The sequence below is a fragment of the Paenibacillus rhizosphaerae genome, from assembly GCF_014192015.1.
In the GTDB taxonomy this organism is placed as follows: Bacteria; Bacillota; Bacilli; order Paenibacillales; family Paenibacillaceae; genus Paenibacillus_AQ; species Paenibacillus_AQ rhizosphaerae.
Window position 1 is genome coordinate 61,685 of record NZ_JACHXJ010000004.1, and the last position, 15,577, is coordinate 77,261.

At 52.5% G+C, this 15,577-nt stretch carries 16 protein-coding genes and 1 pseudogene; 10 read left to right on the forward strand and 7 right to left on the reverse strand.

From position 1 onward, the window contains the following. Window positions 1-124: 124 nt before the first annotated feature. From FHS19_RS22450 to FHS19_RS22460, 3 genes are all read left to right on the forward strand, one after another. The gene (locus FHS19_RS22450; protein WP_183584060.1) at window positions 125-754 is read left to right on the forward strand and encodes an HD domain-containing protein; all 630 of its coding nucleotides are present in this window, start codon (window positions 125-127) and stop codon (window positions 752-754) included. Window positions 755-1,040: 286 nt separating this feature from the next. Beyond that, window positions 1,041-2,057 carry a phosphodiester glycosidase family protein gene (locus FHS19_RS22455; RefSeq protein ID WP_183584061.1) on the forward strand — a complete coding sequence of 339 codons (1,017 nt, stop codon included), beginning with the start codon at window positions 1,041-1,043 and terminating at the stop codon, window positions 2,055-2,057. A 31-nt stretch (window positions 2,058-2,088) separates the two neighbouring features. Further along, complete coding sequence (locus FHS19_RS22460) at window positions 2,089-3,165, forward strand: bifunctional glycosyltransferase family 2/GtrA family protein (RefSeq protein ID WP_183584062.1); 1,077 nt, start codon at window positions 2,089-2,091, stop codon at window positions 3,163-3,165. A gap of 127 nt (window positions 3,166-3,292) precedes the next feature. Here the strand turns inward: FHS19_RS22460 and FHS19_RS22465 are convergent, their stop codons facing one another. After that, window positions 3,293-3,985, reverse strand: coding sequence for a hypothetical protein (locus FHS19_RS22465; RefSeq protein ID WP_183584063.1), 693 nt, complete (start codon window positions 3,983-3,985; stop codon window positions 3,293-3,295). 292 nt (window positions 3,986-4,277) lie between these two features. Here FHS19_RS22465 and FHS19_RS22470 point away from each other — a divergent pair, with 292 nt between their 5' ends. Further along, on the forward strand, window positions 4,278-5,063 hold the full coding sequence (locus tag FHS19_RS22470) for a hypothetical protein (protein WP_183584064.1): 786 nt from the start codon (window positions 4,278-4,280) through the stop codon (window positions 5,061-5,063). A 78-nt stretch (window positions 5,064-5,141) separates the two neighbouring features. Here the strand turns inward: FHS19_RS22470 and FHS19_RS35760 are convergent. The 4 genes and pseudogenes from FHS19_RS35760 to FHS19_RS22490 form a co-directional block, all read right to left on the reverse strand. Continuing rightward, window positions 5,142-5,240: pseudogene (locus tag FHS19_RS35760) on the reverse strand (S-layer homology domain-containing protein); the annotation flags it as partial. An 88-nt stretch (window positions 5,241-5,328) separates the two neighbouring features. After that, window positions 5,329-5,733 carry a DUF6220 domain-containing protein gene (locus FHS19_RS35765; protein WP_221224071.1) on the reverse strand — a complete coding sequence of 135 codons (405 nt, stop codon included), beginning with the start codon at window positions 5,731-5,733 and terminating at the stop codon, window positions 5,329-5,331. Next, on the reverse strand, window positions 5,733-6,224 hold the full coding sequence (locus FHS19_RS22485; protein ID WP_183584066.1) for a DUF6022 family protein: 492 nt from the start codon (window positions 6,222-6,224) through the stop codon (window positions 5,733-5,735). Before FHS19_RS22485 ends, FHS19_RS35765 begins: the two co-directional genes overlap by 1 nt. Window positions 6,225-6,249: 25 nt before the next feature. Further along, the gene (locus FHS19_RS22490) at window positions 6,250-6,684 is read right to left on the reverse strand and encodes a DUF6526 family protein (protein WP_183584067.1); all 435 of its coding nucleotides are present in this window, start codon (window positions 6,682-6,684) and stop codon (window positions 6,250-6,252) included. Window positions 6,685-6,935: 251 nt separating this feature from the next. Here FHS19_RS22490 and FHS19_RS22495 point away from each other — a divergent pair, with 251 nt between their 5' ends. Then, window positions 6,936-7,514 (forward strand): TetR/AcrR family transcriptional regulator, encoded by a 579-nt coding sequence (locus FHS19_RS22495; RefSeq protein ID WP_246426769.1) that lies wholly within the window; start codon window positions 6,936-6,938, stop codon window positions 7,512-7,514. A gap of 102 nt (window positions 7,515-7,616) precedes the next feature. Next, window positions 7,617-8,504, forward strand: a complete 888-nt coding sequence (locus FHS19_RS22500; protein ID WP_183584069.1) for an ADP-ribosylglycohydrolase family protein — start codon at window positions 7,617-7,619, stop codon at window positions 8,502-8,504. A 68-nt stretch (window positions 8,505-8,572) separates the two neighbouring features. Here the strand turns inward: FHS19_RS22500 and FHS19_RS22505 are convergent, their stop codons facing one another. After that, window positions 8,573-9,751: an epoxide hydrolase family protein gene (locus FHS19_RS22505; RefSeq protein ID WP_204797571.1), complete on the reverse strand. Its 1,179-nt coding sequence runs from the start codon at window positions 9,749-9,751 to the stop codon at window positions 8,573-8,575. A gap of 142 nt (window positions 9,752-9,893) precedes the next feature. Here FHS19_RS22505 and FHS19_RS22510 point away from each other — a divergent pair, with 142 nt between their 5' ends. From FHS19_RS22510 to FHS19_RS22525, 4 genes are all read left to right on the forward strand, one after another. Next, window positions 9,894-10,835, forward strand: coding sequence for a helix-turn-helix transcriptional regulator (locus tag FHS19_RS22510; protein ID WP_183584070.1), 942 nt, complete (start codon window positions 9,894-9,896; stop codon window positions 10,833-10,835). A 198-nt stretch (window positions 10,836-11,033) separates the two neighbouring features. Beyond that, window positions 11,034-11,480: an Hsp20/alpha crystallin family protein gene (locus tag FHS19_RS22515; protein WP_183584071.1), complete on the forward strand. Its 447-nt coding sequence runs from the start codon at window positions 11,034-11,036 to the stop codon at window positions 11,478-11,480. Between the two features lie 355 nt (window positions 11,481-11,835). Next, window positions 11,836-13,224, forward strand: a complete 1,389-nt coding sequence (locus FHS19_RS22520; RefSeq protein ID WP_183584072.1) for an FAD-dependent oxidoreductase — start codon at window positions 11,836-11,838, stop codon at window positions 13,222-13,224. A 424-nt stretch (window positions 13,225-13,648) separates the two neighbouring features. Beyond that, window positions 13,649-14,029 (forward strand): SgcJ/EcaC family oxidoreductase, encoded by a 381-nt coding sequence (locus FHS19_RS22525; RefSeq protein WP_246426770.1) that lies wholly within the window; start codon window positions 13,649-13,651, stop codon window positions 14,027-14,029. 222 nt (window positions 14,030-14,251) lie between these two features. Here the strand turns inward: FHS19_RS22525 and FHS19_RS22530 are convergent, their stop codons facing one another. After that, entirely contained in the window at window positions 14,252-15,556 is a 1,305-nt protein-coding gene (locus FHS19_RS22530; RefSeq protein WP_183584073.1) for an MFS transporter, read from the reverse strand. Window positions 15,557-15,577 lie beyond the last annotated feature (21 nt).

The following is a 15,577-nucleotide window of genomic DNA, read 5'->3' on the forward strand; positions in this document are numbered from 1 at the left end:
CGCGGATAACCATCCGCTGGTTCCCAATAACTTCTTGCCTCACTTTACGGTCCTTTTACAAACCGAATGTATACTAGACGTACAGCAGTATATAAACCATTTTACACAAAGAAAGGGTGCAGCTATGGGAATTCATACGTACTTTCAATCGTTAAACGACCTCGAACGGATCATTCGTTGTCCAGGCAAGTTCAAATTTGAGGAGCACAGCGTTTCCGCCCATTCCTGGAAGGTTGTCCAGTACGCCAAAACGCTGGCCGACATTGAGGAAACCAACGGAGTTACGGTGGACTGGAAGAAGCTGTACGAAATTACTAGCAGCCATGATTACGGCGAAATTTTTATCGGGGATATTAAAACACCCGTGAAGCACCACTCCCTCGAACTGCGGGCGATGCTGCAGCAAGTGGAGGAAGGTATGGTCGCTCATTTCATTGATGAGCATATTCCATCTGAGTTTCAGCCGATTTTTCGCAGACAACTGCGCGAAGGCAAGGACGATTCCGTCGAAGGCAGAATACTCGAAGTAGCCGATAAACTGGATCAAATCTACGAGGCCTTTACAGAGCTGCAGCGCGGAAACACAGAAAAAGAGTTCATCGTCATGTATAGAGATGCCCTTATCAAAATTAAAGGAATCAAGCTTCACTGCGTCGACTACTTTTTGGAGCATATTCTCCCCGATTTAGTCAGCGAAGGGTCCAGATCCCCGATCGATATCGAAAAAATCACGAAAGAAGCCTTAGCCACATAAGGAATGATTGGCTCCATTGGTTGTATTCTCCTGCCTTTCAATCCTTTTGAACCTCAGTTCACCCTCTCGTGCTTTCCAGCTTCAATAGATTTTTCCTCTCTTTTTTTAAAATATTTCCTTACATATATGCTTCGAACCAAGATGAGGCCATGCCGCTCTATGGCCACCTTCGTCAGGTCCCCACTTCTTGCACCACTTCATCAGCTTCCTCTCCCATTTAAGCTCCATTTAAATAAACGGGTTTACTCTAGGGCTATCCATTCCAGCCACAAGGAGTAAATCATCCATGAACAATAAGAAAAAGAAGTCCAAACGCATTCTGCTCATCAGTCTCACGCTGTCCGTTGCCACGGTCGGCGGCATCCTCTACGGGCTGGCCGACCGTTATTTGATCCCGCATGTGGAGGAGGTTGTTACCCAGCCCAGCACGGCAGCGGCCATATCGTCGTCTGCTTCCGGTACGCGGTCGGCGAGTACAACGAAAACAGCTGCTACGAATACATCTACGAATACAGAACCTGCGGCATCCACGGCCTCTGCGGCAAACGCAACCTCTGACGATTGGAACTACAAGAGCGATAACGTCGATATCTCGATCAATCAGGTGGAGACCGGTACAGGCGAGGATAAAATTACGTATTACGTCGCCGATGTTCAGCTGAAGAACGCATCCAACCTTCGGACAGCCTTCGCGGATAATTCCTTCGGCCGCAACATTACCGAGCACACCTCGGAGATTGCGTCCGGCAACAACGCCATTTTTGCCATCAACGGGGACTATTACGGGTTTCGGAATGACGGCGTCGTCATCCGTAACGGCACCTTGTACCGTGATGAGCCTGCGCGTGACGGGCTGGCGCTGTTCGGTGACGGCACGATGAAATCGTATAACGAGGAGGCGGTTTCCGCCGAGGATTTGCTGGCCCAAGGGGTAATGAATACCTTTTCGTTTGGACCGGTGCTGGTGAAAGACGGCACCGCGGTTCAGGATTTCGATAATGTCAAAATCGATACCAACTTCGGCAGCCGCACGATCGACGAGGCCAATCCGCGAACGGGAATCGGCATCATTTCGCCGAATCATTACGTGTTTGTCGTGGTGGACGGGCGGCAGCAGAATTATTGCCGGGGCATGACGCTGAACGAGTTTGCGAATCTGTTTGAGGACCTGGGAGCAACCGAGGCCTACAACCTCGACGGCGGCGGTTCATCGACCATGTACTTTATGGGCCGGGTCGTCAACCGTCCTGGCGGCAAAGGCCAGGAACGCGGCGTCAGCGACATTATTTATGTTGGGGAATAACGGACCGACGAAGCTGAAGGAGGCTACCGACATGACAACCGTATTGATTCCGGCCTATGAGCCTGACCAGAGACTGCTGCAGCTGATTGCCGACCTGAAAGTGGCCTGCCGCTGCAGGATCGTCGTGGTCGATGACGGCAGCGGGGAGGCCTATGGGGAGCTGTTTCATTCGGCCCGTGAGGCCGGCTGCATCGTGCTGACCCACGACCACAACCTCGGCAAAGGACGGTCTTTGAAGACCGGCTTCGCCTTCCTGAAGAAGGCAGGTGAGACGGGAGGGATTGTGTGCGCGGACAGTGACGGACAGCACCTCCCGTCCGATATCGTCCGGATTGCCGCGGCGGCCGATGAACACCCCGGCCATATCGTGCTCGGCTGCCGGCATTTTACCGGCAGGGTCCCGCTGCGAAGCCGGTTCGGCAACCAGGCGACCCGCCTGGTGTACGCCCTGACGACGGGCCGCTCCGTCACGGATACGCAGACCGGCCTTCGCGGCTTCTCGCCAGCGATGCTGGACTGTCTGTGCAGCATTCCGGGGGAGCGTTTTGAGTATGAAATGAACATGCTGCTGCAGGCACGCGGAGACGGCTACCCGATCCATGAAGTGCCCATTGATACCGTCTATTTGGAAAAAAACAAATCGTCCCATTTTCGCCCGGTTGCGGACTCCATCCGGATCTATGCTCCTATCCTGAAGTTTTGCTCTTCGTCCGTACTCTCGGCAGGGCTGGATTTCCTGCTGCTCTTCGTACTTCAGTTCGTTACCGGCAGCCTGCTGGCTGCCGTAGTCGGTTCGCGGTTGTGCAGCGCCATATTCAACTATGCCATGAACCGCCGCTATGTGTTCGCGAAAAAGGACGCCCCCCGGCTGATCGAATCGGCTCCGAAATATTTTGCGCTGGTCGCGTTGATCATGGGATTGAATTACGGCTTGTTGGTATTGTTCCACGAAGTTGTGGGGATTCCGCTTTTCATCGCCAAGCTGCTCACGGAAGGCTCCTTGTTCGTGTTCAGCTACTGGTGCCAGCGCAAATTCGTGTTCCGTTCCCGGACATGTCCCGGGGGTGGGCCGCCCAAAACTTATTTTAAGAGATATAAGAAAGTGTGAACTTTGTAAGAGTTGGGTTCCATATATCGCAAGAGAAAGCTCCACTAAATACGGGCCGGATTTTTATAAAAAAGAGCGATCCAATATGGACCGCTCTTTTTCGTCTATTTATGCCTTTCGAACAGATTTAGCTTTTATTAAACTCCTCGTTTAATCGGCTAACGTAATGTTCCAGCACGTAATCCCTCACAAATTTTTCCTTAGCCTCGCTGTCCTCTTTCCTTTGAAACAACACGTTCCTTTTCGTTCGTTCCGCCGCAGGCTTGTTAAGCCAGAGCTCCAAGGCCTCGCTCTCCAGCTGACGCTTCACCCTTCGTTCCGTTAGATGATCCGCCTGTTTCCGGCTCTGGGTTTGAACCGTTGGAGACAAGGACGCCGCCGCTTCGGTCTGTTTCATAAGGAGCTCGGTAAGACGTTCGATTTTCTCCTGCTCACGCTGCAGCAGTTCGAGCAGATGCTGATTAAACTGCTCCTGGCTGTTAAAACGGTCGATCACGGATTTCTCCAGTACTGATAAGGCTTCAGCAAGATTACCGCTCACGCGCTCATCCTTATGGTCGCTGGTATCGCTCACGGTCGTGATCGTGGATGATTGGCCCAGCAGCACCTCCTCGACCTGCTCCCCGTTCAGCCCCTTGGAGTATTCGTCACGGATCCGGGCCAGTGTGGGAATAGACGCGGAAGATATCAGATAACTTTTATGCTGCTTTTTCGTATGCAAGTGATGTCCGTGCCGGTCCATGTATCGCCTGATTGTTGGCTGAGGAATTTCAAGCTGTCCCGCCAAATCGGAAACTTTCAGCCATTGCTCATCGCTCATGTGCGCTCACTCTCCCATCATCATACGCTCATAGGTCATATATTCTGGACGCGGGGGGCTTTTTCCTTCGAGTGTGGAGCAATTAGACTCACTCCATCGTTCACGGATGAGTTGGCTGACTTCCAGAAGTCGGGTTATTCAGTCATCGGCATTCCCGGGGCGTTACTTCTTACGACTAGCAGCGTTTATAGATAAGAGGTTACGATATTTTCAAATAATAAAAACCATTTCTTTAATTATATGGTAAATAAGACGTATATAATGATGTGCATCAACTAGTGAAAGTGAGAGAATGGTCATTAACAAGCTTGCGTTATTTACGGCTTCGATTTTAATGTTCGGTTTTCTTGTGGGTTGCAGCAAAGATCAGACGATGAACAGCCAACCAACAGGTACGGGTACACCAACAAATTCTCAGGTAACAACGGATTCGCAACAAAAGGCACATGTGGATACGGCGGAACCGTCACTGGATGCTAAATCTTGGGCCTCGGAGAACAAGGAGGTGAAGCTAACACCGGTTAAGGAAGGGCAATATTCGTATGAATCCGTAACCGTTGATGTGAATGGTGTGAAAAAGACGTTTAATTGGATTTTTTCGACGCTTGAGGACCCACGGATTTACTACAAGGATGTTACGGACGACGGGAAGGAAGAAGCGGTGATCGTCCTTAATAAGGGAAAAGGCACGGGACTGAATATCGATGAATTACACGTGCTGGACGGAACAGATCTCTCCGAAATCAAGGTGCAGAGCTACCAAGAGATTGTCGCCGATCAGATTGAAACGGGGGTTACCCGGAAAAATGACCAGACTCTTGCCATTAAGGTGAAGTCACAGGGAAAAGAACATCAATTTGATTATCAGGTTGCCGGTATACATTTTAAACAGGACAAGCTTAGTTTTGGCGGCGTCGTCTATCATTGGATGAAGAATCAACAAATCGTCACCACGTTAGGTGCAAGCGTTGGCATTTCTCCGCAATACATAGGTGATTTTCAGATCACCTATAGACTCGATAACGCAAATAATAAATTGATTGCTGATCAGATCAGGTTTGAACCTGTTCACAGATAGGATGCTCTGGAGTCAAAAAGGAGACGCCGGTCAACTAACCGGCGTCTCTTTTCCATTCAAAAGGACAACTCACCAATGCTATAACTTCCAAATCCGATATAAAATCACCGCGGCCTCAGCCCGGGTGAGTGGATCATGCGGCGTGATCTTACCATTGCTGCCGGTAACGATACCGGCTGTACTTTTTTTATATAAATGGATTCTATCATCGACAGGAACGAAAAACGGGCACCCTTCAAGGCGCCTCGTCTTGGATTCCTATTCATCAATGATTTATCGTTCCATTCTTTGGACGATGATCCCGTAGCGGGCGGAGGATAAGGGTACTACTCCAAAAGAGCATGATCGCAATGACCGGATGCAGCGCGGACAACACACCGATTCGGGATGACAGCAACGCGGTCAGAAACATGCCTATTGTCATGCCGAGCAGTCCTAAACTTCTTCGGATCAGTTTCCCGGGCAAGCGGGCGGTCCAGGCTAACCCAGCCATAACTAGAGGCAGCAGAGAGAAATATCTGGGGAAATTCGCATGGAGCAGCCAGTTATCCGGGCTGACGAAGAGGGCGAGCCCGGCGAGAAATACCTGGAGTGCGACGGAGACGGTGAACAGCCATGCGAGCGCCATGAAACAGATCCGGGCCATCCGCCGATAGGAGCTGTCTCCCATCAGGACTCACCGTCCGTTCGCGAATCCAGAACATTGGTGTCGGCGTGAATGAGAATATGGGAAATTTCTGAAGGCTCCGTTTCATGAATCGCGTAGATATGCGGCGGTCGGGGTAGACGCAGTTGGGTATGATCGTGAAAAATACGGGTAATCAGCGTACCGAGAGCTTTTCCGTTGTCTTGTTGGATGACGCTCCAAAATCGCCTTTCCCGGTTTTCCCATGGCCCCCAGTGCTCTTCCGATTGAGGAAAAGTCCCCGGCAGAACCGGCTGGGTGACCCATCCCGCCTCTGCGATCTCCGCAGCCAAAGGCTGAAACAGTTTAAGGCAGTAGAAGCCATAGGCGGAATCGCCGCCTTTTGCAAAAATTCGTTCCGTCTCCTCGAGATGCCGTTCCCAAACCGGCTTCCATTGCTCATCGATATATTGCTGGGTATGGGCAGCAAGCACATGCAGGGTCGTCTCTCTTAATGTTTCGGATAGATGCTTCACATTTCGTCCTCCATTCATTATGGGGTTATACGCGTTCATCATCGGCTTTCCAAGCTTTAATGGACCGCTTGATGCTCTCAGGGGTCAGATTCTCCTTCACAGCCTTGTCGCATAAAGCCATCCACTCCTCATCCGGAGCGAATCGCAGCGCAAGGATTTGATTCGTATTCAGACGGGGATCCAGCAGCTTGCCGGTGAGTGCAAAGCAGTGCAGGTTCTCTTCAGCCCGAATGGCGCGGTCTTGAACCTTGCAGGCGAACCTCCGGGCGAAGATCATCGTGATGACCGCCATCAGGGAGACCGACACGAACAGCAACGACGAAAACAGCGATATCCCGTGCATCTCTGCGACAAATAAATGGATGATGGAAGCGATCAGTGTAATGATACCTAGGGGCACCAGGAAAAAATGGAACGCCGGAACCATCCTGACATGATTGTTGTAATTTTGTGATTTCATCCTCAAAACCTCCTTTCCAGATAATATGAGTGAGCGCACACTCACCAGAGGAGGGAAGTAGTACCCCATAAAGGAACAGGCTAGCTCCTCAGCGTCATCGCTTTTATGAGTGAGTGCACACTCACTATACCGTAAAACAGTCCCATTCAACCAGCAGATTAGCTCGCTTGACAATGAGTGAGTGCACACTCATAATGGAAGCATAACCAGTTATTACTGCAATGTCAATAGAGTGAGGGATACCATTGGACTTGAAAAATAAAATTGCCGATGCCGCAGAACAGGTGTTATTAAGGAATGGCCTGGCCAAGACGACAACCAAGGAAATCGCCCGGGCTGCCGGCTGCTCGGAAGGATCGCTATATAACCACTTTTCCAGCAAAGAGGATTTATTTGTCCACGTAATCCGGGGGCAATTGAAGCATTTGATGAGTACTTTATCGTCGCTGCAAACCATGGCGGGTAAAGAAACCGTCCGGGGCAATCTGGAGCAGGTTGCTCTTGCGGCGCTGGAGGATTTTCATAGCTCCATGTCCCTGATCGGTTCCATTTTTTCTGAGCCGGGTCTGCTGCTTCGTCAGCGAGAAGGCTTTCAGCTGCGGAATGAAGGTCCCCATAGGGCAAACGAGGCCGTGGAAGCCTATTTGAATCAAGAGAAGCAGCTGGGCAGAATCGGGGGAGGCACGGATTCGAGGGCGATTGCCGATTTACTTCTGGGGAGCTGCTTCCAGCATGCGTTCCAAATTAACTTTTTGGGCAAAGAGGAGTCACCCGAAGAACGGGCACAATTTGCGGGCCGCGTTTTGGATACTTTATCTGCCCTATTATAAATGAACAGAACCCAGCCTTCCCAGGCTGGGTTTTTTGGTATAATCATAGCTAATAGAACGTCTGGGCTTCTTTTCCAGATTATCAGAATAGGGGGTGTTGGTATGCAGGACCAAATGCTCGACCGCTTGAAGGGCGGCCTTTACGGCGTGGCCGTGGGCGACGCGCTTGGCGGAACGACGGAATTTATGAGTGTCCGGGAGGTAAAAGCCCAATACGGCTATTTGACGGAGATCATTGGCGGCGGGGTATGGCAGCTCGAACCGGGAGAAGTGACCGATGATACGATGATGACGCTCTGCGTGGCGCAGGGAATTCTGGAGAATCCCGCGGAGCCGATGGATGCGATCGGGCGTTATTTTATCGAGTGGTATCAATCGCGGCCCAAAGACATCGGAAACATCATCCGGCATGTGTTTGAAAAATATGAGGGCGATTGGTTCGAGGCCGCTTTTATTGCTCACGCAGACATGGGTCAGAGCGGCGGGAACGGCTCCTTGATGCGATGCCTGCCGGCTGCGCTGGCTTACAAAGACCCGGCCGAGGTTGAGCGGGTGACGATCATGCAATCACGCATGACGCATTATGATCCAAGGTGCGCGGAAGCTTGCGTCATTTATAATCGCATTGCCGATCGTCTATTACGGGGTGAGGACCTAAGGGAAGCCATCCTGACTGAAGCCGCGGGCAGCGAATACGAAGGGATCATCGAGGACGAGCCGGACTGTCCTCCCAGCGGGTTCGTGGTCCATACGTTCCGATGGGTGCTGCATATCCTGCTTCACGCGACCGACTTCAGCGATGCGGTGCAGCGGGCGGCCAACCTGGGCGGCGATTCCGATACGATCGGAGCGATCACCGGCGGACTGGCGGGCATCTATTACGGCTATGAGGGAATTCCGGCTAAGTATACGGATACCATCCTCATCAAGGATCAGCTCGACCGGGTGGTCTCGGAGCTGTGTGCGTTGAGGACTTCATCGTCATCGTAAAAAGAAACCGCTGCAAAAAAAGGGAAGAGGGCACCCCTCAGGTGCCCCATTCCTAGCTATTTTCACCGTTACAGCACATTCCGAAAAAACGTACGGATGTCCTTGATCATCAGATCCGGTGCATCGATCGCAGCAAAATGCGTGCCCCGCTCGAATTCGCTCCAATGTACGATGCGGTTACCCTGCTCGGCAAAGCGGCGGATCGCCACGTCGGATAACTGAAATACCGCGACACCTACAGGGGTCGGCGAAACGTCCTTCGGAGCCCAGACACCCGGGTCGTGGGCGCCCTCGTAATACATGCGCGTAGAGGAGTTAGCCGTTCCCGTCAGCCAGTACAGCATGAGGTTGGTGAGGAACGCATCGCGGTCCACGGCTTCGACCGTATCGCCAAAACCGTTAAACAATTCGCAGGTCCATGCCAGCAGCCCGGCCGGAGAGTCATGAAGCCCGTAAGCGAGTGTCTGCGGTCTGGTGGACTGAATCATGTTAAACCCGAATCTTTCCTTCATAAAATGCCCCAATCGCCCGACGCGCACCTTCTCGGCATCGGTCAGCGACGCAAATACATCGTCTTCGATAGCCCCGAACGGCACAAAGCCCATGGTCGCCGCGTTCACATGCACCCCGATGACGCGGCCTGCGGCGATACGGCCGATTTCCGGCGCGATCATGGCGCCCATATCCCCGCCCTGCACGCCGTACTGTTCATAGCCGAGGAGCGTCATAAGCGCATCCAGCGCTTGGGCTGCACGTGTCGGGCTCCAGCCCGCCTTGGTCGTCGGGCCCGACATGCCAAAGCCCGGCAGCGAAGGGATGATCAAGTGGAACGCGTCCGCGGCATCGCCGCCGTACGATGTCGGGTCGGTCAGAGGGCCGATCAGCTTCAGGAATTCCACAGGGGAGCTGGGCCAGCCGTGAATGAGCATGAGCGGCACCGCACCCGGCTCGGAGGAACGAATATGGAAGAAGTGGATGTTGGCGCCATCGATCGTCGTCGTGAATTGAGGATAACTGTTGAGGCGCTGCTCCTGCTTGGCCCAGTCAAAGGAATGCTCCCAGTAAGCCGCCATGTTTTTGACAAAAGAGAGTGGTGCTCCATAGTTCCAGCCTGCGCCCGGAAGCTCATCCGGCCAGCGGGTCATGCTTAAGCGCTGCTTGAGTTCCTGAAGCTCTGCCTGCGTCGTCTCCAAGCGGAAGGGGCGGATCGTGCCTGGATTGGTTTGGCCACTAGCGAACATTTTCATTTTTAACGTCCTCCTTGGGGGTTCTGATGTCTTTATTGTAGGCGCCCCACCTTGACAACAGTATGTCAGCGAGAAATGCAGTGGATGTAAAAAGTTCCGTTTTTGTGAATCTTCCATTTCTTTGATAAAGGAGAGGGGTAGCTTGAAAGTAGAACGGCTGCTTGGCATTACCATGATTCTGCTGAGCCGGCGCAGGGTGAACGCCCAAACCCTGGCCGATAAGTATGAGGTGTCGCTGCGCACGATCTACCGCGATCTCGAGACGATTAACGCCGCGGGCATTCCGATCGTGTCCTACGCGGGAACGGATGGCGGATATGAAATTATGGAAAAGTACCGGATCGAGCGGCAGATCGTCACCTTGGAAGATCTGAAATCGATCCTCGTCGCTTTAAAAGGCGTACAAGCTTCGCTGGATGACCGGGAAATGGACGATCTGCTGACCAAGATCAAGGCGCTCGTGGCCAAATCCGAGCAGGAGCAGATGGAGGAAGAGGGCGAAACGCTCATGTTTGATACCAATCTGTGGCACGGAGGGGGAATCAAGGATAAATCCGTCCTCGTTTCGCTGCGGCAGGCATCCAGGCACCGGTCGGTGGTATCCTTCCTCTACACCAATACGGAAGGCACAGCCGAGCAGCGTGAAGTCGAGCCTATCGGTCTGGCTTGGAAAGGGTATGCCTGGTATTTATATGCCTACTGCCGTACCCGTCAGGATTACCGGACGTTCCGGATTTCCCGACTGAGCGCCTTGAAGGTGCACTTGGAGCAATTCCCGCATCGCGGCGTGCTCATGGAAGAGCTGGATGCAAGGTGGGGGAACCAGGAGACCGGCCCGGCGATTTCTCTCCTTCTGCGTTTTAAGCCGCGGCTGAGAGTGCGGGTGGAAGAGGCTTTTGGCGTAGAGAACGTCGAGACGGATGCGGACGGATCACTGCTGGTCCGTGCCAGTTACCCGGATAACCATTGGATGTACGGCATGCTGCTCGGCTACGGTCCGGATTTGCGGGTGCTTGAACCGGAGTATATAGCTGAGAGGATCCGGCATATGGCGGAGCAAACGGCGGGAAATTACAAGGATTAATGCAGAAATTTACATACGATTGTATAAAGGTCAGAAAAGGTCAAAATAATAATTTTTACGATAAATTCACCATAAAACGAGTCAAAGCAGGCTATAATCGCGTGTAATCAGCTGTCATCGTTTTTGTCATTTTACATCCATAGGCATATAATATAGTCGTAAGGTCAAACAAGGTCAAATCGAAAGGGGAAATGAAGCATGTTTGACTTGATTCCTTTTGGAAAACGCAGAGAAGATGCCTTTGGTCAATTGGTGAAATCCTTTAACGACGTGTTCAGCGATGACTGGTTTACATCCTTCAAAGGATCGTTGACTTCCTTCAAAACCGATATCCGGGAAACGGGACAATCGTACTTGGTGGAGGCGGAGCTGCCCGGTTTTCAAAAAGAAGATATCGAGATCAGCTACGCTGAGCCTTACCTGACGATCAAAGCCGTTCGCAAGGAAGACAACAACGTGGACAACAGAGACGAACAAGTCGTCCGAAGAGAACGCCGCTATGGCGAATATACACGCAGCTTCTACGTTCCCGATATTGATGCAGACGGAATTAACGCGTCCCTGAAAGACGGCGTACTGAACATGGAAATTCCAAAACAACCTAACCAACGCACCAAACGCATTCAAATTCGCGAAGACATCTAATCATATGTAAAAAGATATAAGCATCCCGGACGGGGTGCTTTTTGTTTTTATAATGCCCGCGGCATGACCGCTGCAGAAGCTGTACAAGGTATTTCAGGCAGCCAAAAATTAATTTTGAGATTTTTTTCACAAACCCCTTGCAATGGTGAAAGGGAAAGTGTATGATTAAGCCATAAAGAGGTTGTGATATAAATCACAAATAGATCAAGACAGCTAAATCAACGGAAATTTTTTTTGAAGTATATTGTGCATTATTTCACAACTAGGCAGCATCCTCCATTCCGCTGCTTTTCCATTTAAGTTATCCGTACCGTTTAACAATCATCCATTTCATTCCCTTGAAGGAGGAATTACCATGAAAGTCGCAGTCATTGGATGTACCCATGCCGGAACCGCCGCTGTGAAAAGCATGGCCGTTCAGCACCCGGAAGCCCAAATTACGGTGTACGAACGCAACGATAACATTTCGTTCCTGTCGTGCGGCATCGCCCTTCACGTCGGAGGTGTCGTCAAGGACGCAGGCGGATTGTTCTACAGCAATCCGGAAGAGCTGGCCGGACTCGGCGCTGTGACTCGGATGCGGCATGAAGTGCTGGCCGTCGACACCAACGCCAAGACGATGAATGTCCGCAACCTGTTGACCGGCGAAGAATTTACCGACAGCTATGATAAGCTGGTGGTCACCACAGGCTCGTGGCCGGTTATTCCGAAGATGGAAGGCATCGATCTGGACAATGTCCAGCTGTGCAAAAACTACGCCCACGCGCAGGAAATCATTGCCCGTGCCGCGGATGCAGAGCGCATCACCGTCATTGGCGCCGGTTATATCGGCATCGAGCTGGTCGAAGCGTTCCGGGAGCTGGGCAAGCAGGTCACCCTGATCGATAACATGGACCGCGTCATGGCCAAGTACCTTGACCGCGATCTGACAGACCTGGCCGAGCAGACGCTGAAGGACCGCGGCGTGCAGCTCGCCCTGGGCCGGACGGTGGAAGGCTTCCGCGGCAGTGAAGGCAAAGTGCGCGAGGTCGTCACCACGGACGGCACGTTTGAAGCCGATATGGTTGTGCTCTGCATTGGCTTCCGTCCCGGCACGGATCTGCTGAAGGGCCAGGTCGACATGCTGCCGAACGGCGCGATCATCGTCGACGACTATATGCGCACCAGCAACCCCGATGTGCTGGCCGCTGGAGACAGCTGCGCCGTACGCTACAATCCGACGGGAACGGCGATGTACATTCCGCTGGCCACCAATGCGGTGCGGATGGGTACGCTGGCCGGCATGAACCTGGTGCAGCCAACTGTGCGCTACCAGGGTACCCAGGGAACGTCGGCCATCCGGCTGTTTGACTGGAACATCGCTTCGACGGGCATGACCGAGGCCGCTGCGCTTGCTGCAGGCTTGAATGTGAAAACTGTAACAATTCATGAGAACAACCGTCCAGAGTTCATGCCGACCTACGATGACGTCATGCTGAAGCTGGTCTTTGAAGCGGCCGGCGGCCGGATCGTCGGAGCCCAGGTGATGTCGAGGGCGGAAATGACCCAAGCAGCTAATACGCTGTCGATATGCATCCAGAACCGGATGACGGTGCAGGAGCTGGCGTTTGTGGACTTCTTCTTCCAGCCGCATTACAACAAGCCGTGGAACGTGCTGAATACGGCCGGACTGGCCGCCATGGAGGAAATGAAGAAGGAGCACACTGCTCCGGAAGCCGCGGTCCAAACGAAATTAGCCGTATAATGTTATAACGAATCATTTCCTGATTAATTCCAACCACGAGGAATTCCATTCCGGCGGGAAGCGGGATTGCCAGCCTGCTTCTTGCCAACACCATAACCATGCTTGATTCCGGCCTGAAGGGGCCGGATTTTTTTTGCTTTTTCCGTTAGGCTGGAGCGGAATGTACTTCATTTTATAAAAAAACGTAGTGGGATCTATTGACAAATCGCCGCCAGCTGCATAATATCTTAATAAATCAAGATATTGTATAAATCAAGATAATTAATGGGTCTAGTTACTTGTCGTGAACCGTTTCAAGAATGACAAAGAAATCCGCATAACAGGCGGTAATGAATTCAAAGGAGAGGAAGGAATTGAACATGAATACCAATCAGGCACAGGACCGGAAAGAAATTGAGCAGCTGTTTGAAAAGCTGAAATGGGCTTGGGGAAAAGGGGATGGCAAGGCTTACGGGCATGCTTTACCGAGCACGCGGACTATGTTACTTTTCAAGGCGAGCATCTGCAGGGAAGAAAGGCGATCGCCGATGTGCATCAGGAGCTGTGGAATGGAGTACTGAGAGGGTCGACGCTGAACGGGGAGATTGTGAAAATCGATTTTATTACGCCGGAGCTGGCAATCTTTCACGGATGGGGCGCCGTCAAAATGAGATGGCAGAAGCAGGCGCCAAAGAAACGCGACTCCATCAACACCAATGTGGTTGTAAAGCAAAACGGCGAATGGCGCATCGCCGCATTTCAGAACAGCCGGATTTCAGGACCCGGTCTGATGCAAAAAATATTCACGAAGATGAGCTCCCGCTGAGCTGTTCAGCAGCAGCAGCTTCGTTGAGACGGGTACAGGGGACAGTCTGATCGGCATCAGCTTGGGAGCGATTGAATCATAGAAAAGAACCCCCTTTCGTTCTGCCGGCAATCGCTGCTGCTAACCTGAAAAAACGAAAGGGGGGAGCTATCGTGATCATCACCTCATTACCCAAATCCTGCGGTTCCTAAGGTCATATGGAATACCGGTTGAAAGTTTGTATCAAGCCTTCTTTTTCCGCGACCAGACGACAACCGGAATCAGAAGCAGGGACAGGAATCCTCCGGCCAAAGAAAGTGTAGAGTAGCTGGATTGGGCCACAACCATGCCGGATAACGCTCCTCCCGATGCCCCGGCTAAGGCGATGAGGACATCCACCGCGCCTTGGGTTTTCGCGCGAGTAAGAGGTGTCGTTGCATCGACAATAGCAGCCGTTCCGCTGATCAGGCCGAAGTTCCAGCCCAGACCCAGAAGCGCGAGGGCAAGAACGAGAAGGATCATCGAGTCCCCAGGCGCAAGCGCAGCCAGTAAGCCTGCCAACAGCAAAGTCACACCGGAGGCATAGGACATCAGGGTCCGCCCGTACTTATCGACAAGAATGCCGGTAATCAGGGAAGGCAGATACATTGCGGCCACATGGATGCCGATCACGATGCCGACCTGGCCCAGTCCATGTCCGTGATGCTTCATGTGGACCGGTGTCATGGTCATGATGGCCACCATCACGATTTGGGTCAGCACCATTACCGTCGTACCGACAATGATGCCCGGTTTATGAACGCCCGCTTCCTTTACGCGAGCGTTCTGCGCGCCATTCAGGCTTTCATCTGCCTGCTGTGCCTCCGCCATAGCCTTGGCCACGACCAGCGGGTCCGGCCGAAGGAAGATGAGGAGGACAACGCCGGCTACAATAAATGCCGCAGCAGCGAGCATGAATGGACCGGAAAGCGCCGGGAACCCTATGGAAGTGGCAAAGCGCCCCGTCATATTGACCAGATTTGGTCCGGCCACCGCGCCGAATGTCGTAAAGACCATAGCGGCGCTAATCGCTTTGGCCCGCTGCGTTGGCAAGGCCAAATCTGTCCCGGCGTAACGAGCCTGCAAGTTTGTGGCCGTACCGGCCCCGTACAACAACAACGAAATAAAGAGAAGTGCGAGATTGCTTATAAGAGCTGCCACAACGACGCCTATCGCACCAAGACCGCCCGTAAGGAAGCCCGCAGCCAGCCCCGTCCGGCGGCCTAACCGTTGGGACAGACGGCCGACGATAAGAGCTGCCGCCGCTGACCCTAACGTAATTAATGCGGAAGGAATCCCGGCATAGCTGTCGGATCCAAGCATGTCTTGGGCAAGCAGCGCTCCCACTGTAACCCCCGCAGCCAGGCCCGCCCCGCCAAAAATTTGCGAAATGATGACGATCAACATCGTCCTTTTATACAGCTGCCGCTGCCTCTCAGGCGAATCAACGTACTGCCTTAGAGGTGCAGGGAGGGGATTCACTCTTTCTACAACCGTGGTCTCTGACATTTATTTTTCCTCCCTATATTA

Bases quoted from the DNA above. Each gene is read 5' to 3' on its own strand.
- FHS19_RS22450 (WP_183584060.1), top strand. From the start codon at position 125: ATGGGAATTCATACGTACTTTCAATCGTTAAACGACCTCGAACGGATC.
- FHS19_RS22455 (WP_183584061.1), top strand. From the start codon at position 1,041: ATGAACAATAAGAAAAAGAAGTCCAAACGCATTCTGCTCATCAGTCTC.
- FHS19_RS22460 (WP_183584062.1), top strand. From the start codon at position 2,089: ATGACAACCGTATTGATTCCGGCCTATGAGCCTGACCAGAGACTGCTG.
- FHS19_RS22465 (WP_183584063.1), bottom strand. From the start codon at position 3,985: ATGAGCGATGAGCAATGGCTGAAAGTTTCCGATTTGGCGGGACAGCTT.
- FHS19_RS22470 (WP_183584064.1), top strand. From the start codon at position 4,278: ATGGTCATTAACAAGCTTGCGTTATTTACGGCTTCGATTTTAATGTTC.
- FHS19_RS35765 (WP_221224071.1), bottom strand. From the start codon at position 5,733: ATGGGAGACAGCTCCTATCGGCGGATGGCCCGGATCTGTTTCATGGCG.
- FHS19_RS22490 (WP_183584067.1), bottom strand. From the start codon at position 6,684: ATGAAATCACAAAATTACAACAATCATGTCAGGATGGTTCCGGCGTTC.
- FHS19_RS22500 (WP_183584069.1), top strand. From the start codon at position 7,617: ATGCAGGACCAAATGCTCGACCGCTTGAAGGGCGGCCTTTACGGCGTG.
- FHS19_RS22505 (WP_204797571.1), bottom strand. From the start codon at position 9,751: ATGAAAATGTTCGCTAGTGGCCAAACCAATCCAGGCACGATCCGCCCC.
- FHS19_RS22515 (WP_183584071.1), top strand. From the start codon at position 11,034: ATGTTTGACTTGATTCCTTTTGGAAAACGCAGAGAAGATGCCTTTGGT.
- FHS19_RS22520 (WP_183584072.1), top strand. From the start codon at position 11,836: ATGAAAGTCGCAGTCATTGGATGTACCCATGCCGGAACCGCCGCTGTG.
- FHS19_RS22530 (WP_183584073.1), bottom strand. From the start codon at position 15,556: ATGTCAGAGACCACGGTTGTAGAAAGAGTGAATCCCCTCCCTGCACCT.